Here is an 11,259-nt window from a genome sequence, read left to right as displayed (position 1 = left end):
AAAAATTAAAATGAACGGTTTAGTTAAGTAATGCTTATTTTAATTATAAGTACTTGACTAATCGTAGGAAAGAGCCTAGGACGAAAAATGTCCTAGGCATACTTTAACGAATGGCAATCGATGACTAAATTGTTAATACGCATATGTTAAGCGTTGTTCAACACGATTCTTCGTTACCAAAGTGGAAGAACGAAATCAGCAAGAATTCTATTCCACTCTCAAATATCTTTCAAGGAAGTTGTTAATATTATTATTAATCAACTAAACGTTGCGCTTCTTGTAATTGGAACGTACGTACTTTTCGTGGTAGGAAACGACGAATTTCATCTTCGTTGTATCCAACTTGTAAACGTTTATCATCTAAAATAATTGGACGACGTAACAAGCCAGGATTATCTTGAATGATTGAGTATAAATCTTGTAATGGTAATGAATCTATATCTACATTCAATTTTTGATATGTCTTAGAACGTGTTGAAATAATTTCGTCAGTTCCATCTTCAGTCATTTTTAAAATTTGTTTAATTTCATCAATTGTTAAATGTTCAGAAAAAATGTTACGCTCCGTATACGGAATATCATGTTCTTGTAACCATGCTTTCGCTTTACGGCAAGATGTGCAACTTGGTGAAGTAAATAATGTTACCATACATCTCACTCTCCTATAGAATGAATTTAATTCATTATTTTAAAATTATTTGTTAATTAAAGAAATTAAGTTTTTAGCTTTCTTAATCTTACACTTATTATTATAAATGGCTAAGATTAAAATTAAATGAGAAAAACCTAATTTTTCTGAGAAATCTTAAAAATAAATAAAAATGTATATCTCTCTTTAATGATATACCCAGATATTGATATTTTAACACAACTTACAAATTAACGAAATACTGTTATAATGTTACATAAACAATATTAATTAGAAAGTAGGCATCTAATATGGAAACTTTATTCTCAGGAATTCAGCCAAGTGGTATTCCAACAATTGGTAACTACATTGGTGCATTAAAACAATTTGTAGATGTTCAAGATGACTATGAATGTTTTTTCTGTATCGTAGACCAACATGCAATAACGGTACCACAAGACCGCTTAAAATTACGCAAACAAATACGTCAACTCGCAGCAATTTATTTGGCAACAGGTATTGATCCAGATAAATCGACTTTATTTATTCAATCTGAAGTCCCTGCACACGTGCAAGCTGGTTGGATGCTTACAACAATAGCTTCTATTGGTGAATTGGAACGTATGACTCAGTTTAAAGACAAAGCTCAGAAACGCGCAGATGGAGTGCCTGCTGGTCTACTCACTTATCCACCATTGATGGCGGCTGATATCGTGATTTACAACACTAACATTGTCCCTGTTGGTGATGATCAAAAACAGCATATGGAACTGACACGTAATTTAGTAGATCGTTTCAATAGTAGATATAACGATGTATTAGTAAAACCAGAGGTACGAATGCCTAAAGTTGGTGGGCGTGTGATGAGTTTACAAGATCCTACTAAAAAAATGAGTAAAAGTGATGATAATCAGAAGAATTTCATTTCTTTATTGGATGAACCTCATGTAGCTGCCAAAAAAATTAAAAGCGCTGTAACAGACTCTGACGGTATAATAAAATTTGATCGTGAGAATAAACCAGGCATTTCAAATTTACTTTCAATATATTCTGGTCTAACTAATGAATCTATTAAGAATATTGAATCTAAATATGAAGGTGAAGGTTACGGTAAATTTAAAGGTGATTTATCGGAAATCGTTAAAGATTTTCTTATTAATTTCCAAGAAAAATATGCAAGCTTTTATAATTCTGATGACCTAGATGATATTCTAGATAAAGGTAAAGAAAAAGCTCAAAAAGCTTCATTTAAAACATTGAAAAAAATGGAAAAAGCAATGGGCTTAGGTCGAAAAAGATAATACTATATAATATACAAATAATGCCTCGAAAATAATTTTCGAGGCATTTTTATACTTCTATTTACCTGTCTCCCTATTGATTGATTTATCAATATAGACATGTTTAAGCGTCGTTTCAGGCCCTACTTTGTGATATTGTAATCCTTTTACTTGCGGATTCGTTAAGTGTGCTTCTCCTTTTTGATAAACAGGAGCGACTGGCGCTTCATGTAATAAGATATATTCCGCTTTTTGTAATGAGGTATTACGTTCACCTAGCTTTCGTAAAAGCTTGCTGTTAGCATCTTTGAGTAATTGATCGTATTCTTTATTACTCCAATCTGTATTATTCTGTGCATTATTTTTTGTCATTGTTTGAAGAAATGCTGTTGGGTCAGGATAATCAGGACTCCACCCTGAATAACTTGCTTCATAGTTATTTGCTAATTCTAAAGTAGTTTTTTGTTTAAATGGCATTTGTTTAATTTTGAGTGTCACACCTGGCAAATGACTTTCAATTTGAGATTTTATATATTCGGCAGCAATTTTTGAAGCAGGTGTATCCTGTGTGTTCATCGTAAAAGTAAATTTATTTTTTCCTAATTCTTTTTGTGCTTCTCTCCAATTCTTTTTCGCTAAATCAGGGTTGAATTTTAATGGTGATTTGATGGTTCTTGCAAAATCTTTGCCATCCGGTGTATCGGCAGTTCCTACTCCAGTAAAATTATTTGATGGTAGCGAACCATCATTTAAAACAGAATTGACATACCCTTTTTTATTTATTGCTTGAGATATAGCCAATCTTAAATGCTTATTTTTAAATTCAGGAACTGTTTTTTGATTCATTTTAATAAAGAATGTTGCTGCTGTTAAACGATAATTCAAAGCAGATTCTCCTCTATATTTATCAACTTGTTCAGAAGTTATAATAGTATCATCGACCGAGCCAGTATCATATAACGATGCACCTGCTTGTTGATCTTTTAATACTTTATAGTTCACTTTATCTAATTTTACATTCTTCTTATCCCAATATTGTTCATTTTTAACTAATTGAATTTTATCTTCCACTTTCCAATTTGTTACTTCAAATGGTCCATTGTACACTGCTTTTTCAGCAGTTGTACCATATTGTTCTCCAAACTTTTTAGCAACTTTCTCATTTTGAGGATTAAATGTATTAAGTGCTAATAGTTCATTAATATAAGGTACAGGTCTTTCTAAATCTACTTGTAATTTATATTTACCTATAGCCTTGATACCCAAATCCTTGACTGATTTTTTACCTGCATTAACTTCATCTGCATTTTTTATATCGCTCATTATGTATGCAAACTCAGAAGCCGTCTTAGGATTAACTACCTTTCTCCACGCATATACGAAGTCATATGCAGTTACCGAATCTCCATTGGACCATTTTGCATTTTTTCTTAAATTAATCGTAAGTGTTTTGCCACCATTACTTTTCTTTGGAAAAGATTTAGCAATAGCTGGTTCAGCTTTGTCTCCTTTATTTAAAGTATATAATCCTTCAAAAGCTTGAGCTGCTATATCACCAGAAACAGCATCTGTAATTAAAGCTGTATCTAGTGTAGTCATATCTTGTGTGATTACCTTCCTAAAAACTTGCCCCTGGTCTGAATATAAACTCTGCTTATTACTACAAGCAGATAAAATTATGCATACACTTAATAAAATAATTAAGACTTTAAAACCTTTCATCCTTTAATTCCTCCTTTCTTAACTTATTAAACAGACAAACCATACTTTTGTTTCAATTTAACTGCTTCGTTTTGAGTAGAAAATACATAATGTTGTGGTCTAATTTCATTTAATTGACGTTCTTCATTAAGCGTTGCATCTTCATGATATAAAACACGTTGACGATTTCTCTCAACATCAGGATCAGGCTGTGGAATGGCACTTAATAATGACTTAGTATAATCATGTAATGGATAATTATAAATATCATCAGCCGGTCCAATTTCTACAATTTTACCGAAGTGCATCACTGCAATTCTATCGGAAATATATTTCACCATTGATAAATCATGAGCAATAAACAATAAAGTAATATCACGTTCACGTTGTAGCTTTAATAAAAGATTAACGACTTGAGCTTGAATCGATACATCTAATGCTGATATCGGTTCATCTGCAATAATAAATTCTGGCTCTACAGCTAATGCACGTGCGATACCAATACGTTGTCTTTGTCCGCCTGAAAACTCATGTGGGTAACGATTCGCGTGTTCTTTACCTAAACCAACTGTTTCTAAAAGGTCGTATACACGTTTCTTTCGATCACGCTGACTACTAGCAAGTTTGTGAATATCTATTCCTTCAGCTACGATATCCATTACCTTTAACCGAGGATTTAGAGATGCATAAGGATCTTGAAATATCATTTGAATTTTCTTATTAAACTTCAATCGCTCTTTACGTTTTCTAATTTGATGAATATCTTTACCATCATACTCGATTGCGCCATCAGTAATATCATTTAATTTGATAATGGCTTTTCCAGTCGTTGATTTACCACATCCAGACTCTCCTACTAGGCCTAAAGTTTCCCCTTTATAAACATCAAAACTTATATTATCAATCGCTTTAACTTCATTATGTTTACCTTGATTAAAATACTGTTTTAAATTTTTAACTTGTAATAATACATTTTCATTACTCATTAAAAGCCACCCTCTCTACTCTATGTGGTTGTTCATAATTACTTGGCATTGTTCTTAATCGTTTTTGAACCATTGAAGGTGGCGTAACTTTTGGAGCTCTTGCATCTAATAACCAAGATTTAACAAAATGTGTGGGTGAAATTTTGAACCAAGGTGGTTCTTCTTTAAAATCAATATCTAAAGCATATCGACTTCTACGTGCGAAAGCATCACCAATTGGTGGATGAAGTAAATCTGGTGGTGTACCTGGAATTGCAATTAAGTCCGTGTCATTACTGGTTGTTAAATCAGGCATTGAAGAAAGCAATCCCCAGGTATAGGGATGTTTAGGATCATAAAATATTTCATTCACATCCCCTGTTTCAACCATCTGTCCCCCATACATTACGGCTACTTTGTCCGCAATATTTGCTACAACGCCTAAATCATGCGTAATAAAGATAATTGAAGTTTCAATCTTATTTTGTAGTTCTTTCATAAGATCTAAAATTTGAGCCTGCATTGTCACATCTAAAGCAGTTGTAGGCTCATCAGCAATTAATATTTTAGGCTCACATGCCAATGCTATTGCAATAACTATTCTCTGACGTTGTCCTCCTGAAAATTGATGTGGATAAGCTTTAAATCGTTTTTCAGCACGAGGTAACCCAACTAAATTCAAAATTTCCAATGCTCTTTGCTTGGCCTTTGCTTTACTTAATTTCTTATGTTTAATCAAAGGTTCCATGACTTGCTTTCCGATTTGCATTGTTGGATTTAAAGAAGTCATAGGATCCTGAAATATCATTGAAATATCTCGACCTCTTAGCTGTATCAGTTCTTTTTCACTTTTCTGAGCTAAGTCCTCACCTAAAAATAAGATTTCTCCCTTTTTTATTCTTCCTGTATCCTTTTGAAAAAGTTTTGTAATTGCCTTAGTTGTTACAGATTTTCCAGATCCAGATTCTCCAACAATGGCTAACGTTTCCCCTTTATTTAAATGAAAATCCACGCCTCTGACAGCTTGCACTTCTCCTGCAGCAATATCAAAGGAAACGTGCAAATCATTTACTTCTAATACCGTTTCTGTCATTACTTTTACCTCCTTTATTTTCGCATTTTTGGGTCGAATGCATCACGTAGTCCATCACTAAATAGATAGAAGAATAAAATCAATAAACTTAAAATGATTGCTGGAATAAATAATTCATGAGGATGTATCAACAACATTGCACGCCCATCATTGACAAGAGATCCTAATGACGTCTTAGGCGCAGGCACCCCTATTCCAATAAAGCTTAAAAATGCTTCGAAAAATATTGCACTTGGAACAGTAAACATTGATGTAACGACAATTGCTCCTAATGTGTTAGGTAATATATGTTTAAAGATTAACTTGAATTTAGAAGCACCCAATGTTTGAGATGCCAAAACAAATTCTTGATTTTTCAATTTTAAAAATTCTCCACGTACCACTCTACTCATCCCCAGCCAGCCAGTAATTGACATAGCTAATATAATAGTCCAAATTGATGGTTCAAAAATAAGTACGAATAAAATAACGACAATTAAATTGGGTATAGAAGCAATAATTTCTAAAATCCTTTGCATCACATCATCTACCCTGCCTCCAAAGAAACCAGAAACGGCTCCATATACAACGCCAATACAAATATCTAATAATGCAGCAACTACACCAATATAAAGTGAAATTTGAGCACCTTTCCAAGTACGTGTCCATAAATCACGTCCAAGTTGATCAGTACCAAACCAATAGTTTTCTTTCGCACCTGCTTCTTTGTAAGCATTTTTACCGTCCGTACCTTTACCGTCAAAAGGTAAAAATGAAACATGATCTAATAATGGTATTTTTGCTGGGAGATTACGATGATCAACATTCTGCTCAGCAAAATCGTGTTTATTCATTAATGGTCCTATAAATGCCATAATAACTATAAGCAACAAACCTATCATTCCGATTACTGCTAATTTATTACGTTTCAATTGTGACCAAGCATCTTGCCAAAAATTCTTACTTTCACGCAGCATTTCAGGCTCTTGATTCAAGTCTAAATCTCTAATTATAAAATCTGTATTCGAAATATCATTACTTGTATGTGACATCGTGGCATTAGAAATATCGCCATTAATGTTTGTAACATCTTCTTTATTACTCATTATTTCTTGCCCCCTTGTACACGAATTCTTGGATCGATAACACCATATAAAATGTCTACAATAAAGATCGAAACAATAAATAAAGTACTGAATAATATCGTTGTAGCCATGATGACTGAAAAATCATTTGTAGTTATAGAACGAACAAATTGATCACCTAATCCTGGAACACCAAAGATATTTTCAATTGTTAATGTTCCTGTTAATATACCTGCTAACATAGGTACAATGATTGTAATAATAGGAATTAATGCATTTCGTAATGCATGTCCAAAGAGCACTTTTAAAGCAGAATTTCCTTTAGCTCGAGCTAAAAGTATGTAATCTGAACTGAGTACTTCAATCATTTCAGCTCTAATATATCTTGCAACAGTTGCTAAAACTGTAGCTGATAGTGCTAGAGAAGGTAAAATAGCTGTAGAAAAACCTTCCCATCCTGCAACTGGAAACCATTCTAACTTAACTGCAAATACATACTGCAATAAAACTGCTAAGACAAATGACGGCACTGATACTGCGATAACAGAGATAATTGTTGTTGTATAGTCTACCCATGTATTTTGTTTAGTAGCAGCAGCAACACCTAATACTAAACCTAAAACAACACCAATAACCATAGCTGTTATTCCCATCTCCATTGAAGGTATCAATCGTGGTTTAACTAAATCCCACACTGGCATATTATGATATTGAAATGAGTTGCCAAAATCACCTGTTACTACATTTTTCAAATAATTAACATATTGTAATGCTACTGGATCATTCAAACCGTACTTTTCATTTAATATTTCTTTTTGTTGCGCATTAAGTTTTGTGTCATTAAACGGAGATCCTGGCATTAATTTCATTAAGAAAAATGTAATTGTTATAACAATAAATAACGACACAAACATATAACACAATCGTTTCAACACATATTTAGTCATATACACCCTCCTAAATTAAAGAATATTCAAAATTGACATTCCCTTCATAATTTTCAGAAATATTAATCTTTATTATATCTATAATATTTATACAATTGCAATATCATTTTGCATTACAGTACTATAGTAAATATAGATAAATGACTTTTTTGTTTTATTCTCTTACTTTTGCAATATAAAAATCCACCCTTTTCTAATATTAAGTTAAAATACATTTAGCATAGATAGGAGGTTTCATTAATGTCCATAAATTCTTATTTGCTTTCGTCATTATTTACGCCAGTTTTATCAATAATTATATGGTTATTTTATTCAAATCACTTTATAAATTTAGTCAACATCTTATTTTATACATCATTCATTATTTTTATAATTGCTTTCCTTATTTTACTCATTCAAGAAGGAATATTTGATGCTACAAGTTTTGGATTTCGTCGTTTAAAGTATCAACTTTCCTCAACTAAGAGAAAACGTATGATGAAAAATGACCACTTTTTCAATCCACAAAAAGTTAAAAAAGAAAGTTATATTATTTCTCCATGGGTAGTTCCAACATTGATTATTAACCTCACTTATATAATTGTGAGTATCGGAGTATCTTTATTAATATAAAAAAATCTTCAAGTGAGTAGCTAAATTAATAACTCATCACTTGAAGATTTTTGTTTACATTTATTTAATTTTAGTCTTCAAATTTTTTAAATACTAACACTGCATTATGTCCACCAAATCCTAAACTATTACTCATTGCATAGGTAATGTCTAAGTCTTGGGCTACATTCGGAACAATGTCCAAGTCACATTCTTCGTCTGGTGTGATTGCATGTATTGTAGGGGCTACCTTTGAATCACGAATTGATAGCGCAGAAAAAATAGCTTCAATTCCACCTGTAGCACCTAATAAATGTCCAGTCATTGATTTAGTTGAACTTACTTTTAATGACTTCGCAGCATCACCGAATGTATTTTTAATCGCTTGAACCTCATATAAATCTCCAACTGGTGTACTTGTGCCATGTGCATTTAAATACTGTACATCTTGAGCTTTGATTCCAGCATCATCTAAAGCAGCTTGCATAGCTCTTGAGCCGCCTTCACCTTCAGGCGCAGGTGCTGTAATATGATGTGCATCGCCAGAGGAACCATAACCTACAACTTCAGCGTAAATTTCAGCACCTCTCTCTTTAGCTGAATCTAATGATTCAAGTACAACAATACCTGCCCCTTCACCCATAACAAAGCCATCACGGCCTTCTTGGAATGGTCGACAAGCTGTTTCAGGGTCATTGTTTGTAGATAATGCACGACTTGCACTAAACCCTGCGATTGCCATATGTGTAATAGGTGCCTCTGTTCCACCAGTCACCATTGCATCTGCATCACCACGTTGAATAATTTTAAATGCCTCACCTATTGAATTAGTCCCCGTAGCACAAGCTGTTACTGTAGAACCATTGGGCCCTTTGGCACCTAAATCAATAGAAACTTGACCAGTAGCCATATCAGGAATTAACATTGGAACGAAAAATGGACTTACTCGACGTGGTCCTCTTTCTACAAGTGTTGTATGTGCAACTTCGAAAGTTTCCATACCACCGATACCAGAACCAATCCATACACCAATACGGTCGGCATTTTTTTCATTAATATTTAATTGTGCATCTTTAACCGCTTCTCTTGCAGCAACCACCGCGTATTGTGTAAACCGATCCATACGGCGAGCTTCTTTTCTATCAATGTGGTCTTCTATATTAAAATCTTTCAATTCACCAGCAAGATGTACATTATAATCATCAGTATCTATTCTTGTGATTTTATCTATACCGTTAACACCTTTTAGTGCATTGTCCCATGTTGTTTTAGCATCGTTACCAATTGGAGATAAGGCTCCGATACCCGTTATAACAACTCTATTATTTTTATTCATACGTTATCCTCCTATTTTCCCCATTTAATAACGATTGCGCCCCAAGTTAGACCTCCACCGAAGCCAACTAAGACTAAAGTATCGTCATCTTTGATTTTTCCATTTTGCAATTCTTGATTAATACTTAATGGTATTGAGGCAGCCGAAGTATTACCATATTTATTTACTGAAACACTCATTTTTTCTCTTTCTATTCCTAATCTCTCTCTCGCAGATTCCATAATTCTAATATTAGCCTGATGTGGAACAAATAAGTCTATGTCTTCAGACGATAAACCAGCTTTCTCAACTACACGCGTAGATGCATCACCCATAATTCTCACAGCAAATTTAAATACTTCTCTACCATTCATTTTGAGTTTGCCAGTTTCTCTATCTAAGTACAAGTATTTACCACCACTACCGTCTGAACCCATTTCATAGCTAATGATACCACGACCTTCAGCAACTTCTCCCATGACAACAGCTCCAGCACCGTCTCCAAATAATACAGCAGTAGAACGGTCAGTCATATCGGTAATCTTAGATAATTTATCAGCACCCACAACTAAAATATGTTTGTAATCACCAGATTGTATATATTGTTTAGCAGTAATCATTGAATACATAAAGCCAGAACATGCAGCAAGTTGATCCATAGTAGCAACCTTACCTGTTCCTAGTCTTTCTTGTAAGATGTTAGCCACGCTTGGGAAAGGCATATCCCCAGTAGCTGTAGCAACGATAATCATGTCTATATCTACTGGCTGAATGCCGGCATCCTCTATCGCTTTAATACTTGCATTGTATGCTAAATCAGATGTGTCTTGATCTTCGTCTGCCCAATGTCTTTCTTTAATACCAGTCATTTTAGAAATCCATTCATCTGAAGTTTCTAAAAACTGCTCAAAATAGGCATTGTCTATAATATTTTTAGGTGCATATGCACCAAAACCTTTAATACCCACATTCATGGTTGTACACCTTCTTAAAAAATTTTTAATACCAGGTATTAATTTAACATATTCATGTTTTTAAACTCAAGCAGAGAGCCTCCCAATCAATACAAAACATTTCCATTATGTATTTTAACAAACTTCACTAAATACATCTTTATAATTGCAACATACTCTAATTTCTTATTTTACTTTTAATTAAAAGTATGAGATAACCAACGTCTTAGATTTATACTATACAAATAAGATATTATCACTTAAAATAGAGTTAACGAATAAACAAGTGGAGGTTATATAATATGAGATACCTCATGACATTCATTTGGGCAGTATTGTTACTTCAAATGGTTAATTTCGTATTGAATAGCTTAAATAGTGGACCAGAACTAAATGTAATTAATCCAATTATTATTGCTGTCATCTTCACTATTGTTGTAGCTATTTTAGATCCAATTCTTAAGCCGTCTAAAGGTTCAAATCAATACGAATCTTAATTCTTTAAATAATAGTGTAGGAGGGCATGAATGATTGTCCTCCTATAACATGTGTTGAAAAGATTGATATTAACGTATTTTTAATTCAATCATCAACTGCCTTTATATTATAAAAGAGCCCGGGACATAGTTTTATGACCCGGACTCTTTTCCTACGATTAGTCAAGTACTTATAATTAAAATAAGCATTACTTAACTAAACCGTTCATTTTAATTTTTTTGAAT

General features: G+C 33.2%; 11 protein-coding genes. 3 read left to right on the top strand and 8 right to left on the bottom strand.

Annotation, left to right across the window (positions count from 1 at the left end; genetic code table 11):
- Nucleotides 1-253 precede the first annotated feature (253 nt).
- Entirely contained in the window at nt 254-649 is a 396-nt protein-coding gene (gene spxA, locus AC1Q7N_RS11395; RefSeq protein WP_001829294.1) for a transcriptional regulator SpxA, read from the bottom strand.
- Between the two features lie 290 nt (nt 650-939).
- Here spxA and trpS point away from each other — a divergent pair, with 290 nt between their 5' ends.
- A complete protein-coding gene (gene trpS, locus AC1Q7N_RS11390; protein WP_001829285.1) occupies nt 940-1,929 on the top strand; it encodes a tryptophan--tRNA ligase in 990 nt (329 codons plus the stop codon).
- A gap of 57 nt (nt 1,930-1,986) precedes the next feature.
- Here trpS and AC1Q7N_RS11385 read toward each other — a convergent pair whose 3' ends face one another.
- Genes AC1Q7N_RS11385 through opp3b form a run of 5 tightly spaced genes read right to left on the bottom strand, consistent with a single transcriptional unit; the run spans nt 1,987 to nt 7,678 of the window.
- On the bottom strand, nt 1,987-3,630 hold the full coding sequence (locus AC1Q7N_RS11385; protein WP_002485207.1) for a peptide ABC transporter substrate-binding protein: 1,644 nt from the start codon (nt 3,628-3,630) through the stop codon (nt 1,987-1,989).
- A gap of 26 nt (nt 3,631-3,656) precedes the next feature.
- Complete coding sequence (locus AC1Q7N_RS11380; RefSeq protein ID WP_001829319.1) at nt 3,657-4,595, bottom strand: ABC transporter ATP-binding protein; 939 nt, start codon at nt 4,593-4,595, stop codon at nt 3,657-3,659.
- Entirely contained in the window at nt 4,588-5,667 is a 1,080-nt protein-coding gene (locus tag AC1Q7N_RS11375; protein WP_001829326.1) for an ABC transporter ATP-binding protein, read from the bottom strand. The genes AC1Q7N_RS11380 and AC1Q7N_RS11375 overlap by 8 nt, the downstream gene beginning before the upstream one ends.
- A gap of 14 nt (nt 5,668-5,681) precedes the next feature.
- Nucleotides 5,682-6,752, bottom strand: a complete 1,071-nt coding sequence (opp3C, locus tag AC1Q7N_RS11370) for an oligopeptide ABC transporter permease (RefSeq protein ID WP_049387418.1) — start codon at nt 6,750-6,752, stop codon at nt 5,682-5,684.
- Nucleotides 6,752-7,678, bottom strand: coding sequence for an oligopeptide ABC transporter permease (gene opp3b / locus AC1Q7N_RS11365; protein ID WP_002470381.1), 927 nt, complete (start codon nt 7,676-7,678; stop codon nt 6,752-6,754). Before opp3b ends, opp3C begins: the two co-directional genes overlap by 1 nt.
- Nucleotides 7,679-7,918: 240 nt before the next feature.
- Here opp3b and AC1Q7N_RS11360 point away from each other — a divergent pair, with 240 nt between their 5' ends.
- Complete coding sequence (locus tag AC1Q7N_RS11360) at nt 7,919-8,290, top strand: DUF3899 domain-containing protein (protein ID WP_002468457.1); 372 nt, start codon at nt 7,919-7,921, stop codon at nt 8,288-8,290.
- 70 nt (nt 8,291-8,360) lie between these two features.
- On the opposite strand, the gene fabF is transcribed toward AC1Q7N_RS11360, so the two are convergent.
- Both fabF and AC1Q7N_RS11350 read right to left on the bottom strand, forming a co-directional pair.
- On the bottom strand, nt 8,361-9,605 hold the full coding sequence (fabF, locus tag AC1Q7N_RS11355) for a beta-ketoacyl-ACP synthase II (protein WP_001829324.1): 1,245 nt from the start codon (nt 9,603-9,605) through the stop codon (nt 8,361-8,363).
- 11 nt (nt 9,606-9,616) lie between these two features.
- Nucleotides 9,617-10,558 carry a beta-ketoacyl-ACP synthase III gene (locus tag AC1Q7N_RS11350; protein WP_001829261.1) on the bottom strand — a complete coding sequence of 314 codons (942 nt, stop codon included), beginning with the start codon at nt 10,556-10,558 and terminating at the stop codon, nt 9,617-9,619.
- A gap of 281 nt (nt 10,559-10,839) precedes the next feature.
- On the opposite strand from AC1Q7N_RS11350, the gene AC1Q7N_RS11345 reads away from it, so the two are divergent.
- The gene (locus tag AC1Q7N_RS11345; protein WP_001829320.1) at nt 10,840-11,034 is read left to right on the top strand and encodes a YjzD family protein; all 195 of its coding nucleotides are present in this window, start codon (nt 10,840-10,842) and stop codon (nt 11,032-11,034) included.
- The last annotated feature ends 225 nt before the right edge of the window (nt 11,035-11,259 follow it).

The sequence above is a fragment of the Staphylococcus sp. GW823-FHT05F06 genome (genome assembly GCF_058795495.1).
The sequence above is the reverse complement of the archived record's forward strand: the minus strand, read 5'-3'. Positions and strand labels throughout refer to the sequence as shown.

What these genes read in the sequence shown, in the direction of transcription:
- spxA (WP_001829294.1), bottom strand. Translation starts at nt 649, where the DNA reads ATGGTAACATTATTTACTTCACCAAGTTGCACATCTTGCCGTAAAGCG.
- trpS (WP_001829285.1), top strand. Translation starts at nt 940, where the DNA reads ATGGAAACTTTATTCTCAGGAATTCAGCCAAGTGGTATTCCAACAATT.
- AC1Q7N_RS11385 (WP_002485207.1), bottom strand. Translation starts at nt 3,630, where the DNA reads ATGAAAGGTTTTAAAGTCTTAATTATTTTATTAAGTGTATGCATAATT.
- AC1Q7N_RS11380 (WP_001829319.1), bottom strand. Translation starts at nt 4,595, where the DNA reads ATGAGTAATGAAAATGTATTATTACAAGTTAAAAATTTAAAACAGTAT.
- AC1Q7N_RS11375 (WP_001829326.1), bottom strand. Translation starts at nt 5,667, where the DNA reads ATGACAGAAACGGTATTAGAAGTAAATGATTTGCACGTTTCCTTTGAT.
- opp3C (WP_049387418.1), bottom strand. Translation starts at nt 6,752, where the DNA reads ATGAGTAATAAAGAAGATGTTACAAACATTAATGGCGATATTTCTAAT.
- opp3b (WP_002470381.1), bottom strand. Translation starts at nt 7,678, where the DNA reads ATGACTAAATATGTGTTGAAACGATTGTGTTATATGTTTGTGTCGTTA.
- AC1Q7N_RS11360 (WP_002468457.1), top strand. Translation starts at nt 7,919, where the DNA reads ATGTCCATAAATTCTTATTTGCTTTCGTCATTATTTACGCCAGTTTTA.
- fabF (WP_001829324.1), bottom strand. Translation starts at nt 9,605, where the DNA reads ATGAATAAAAATAATAGAGTTGTTATAACGGGTATCGGAGCCTTATCT.
- AC1Q7N_RS11350 (WP_001829261.1), bottom strand. Translation starts at nt 10,558, where the DNA reads ATGAATGTGGGTATTAAAGGTTTTGGTGCATATGCACCTAAAAATATT.
- AC1Q7N_RS11345 (WP_001829320.1), top strand. Translation starts at nt 10,840, where the DNA reads ATGAGATACCTCATGACATTCATTTGGGCAGTATTGTTACTTCAAATG.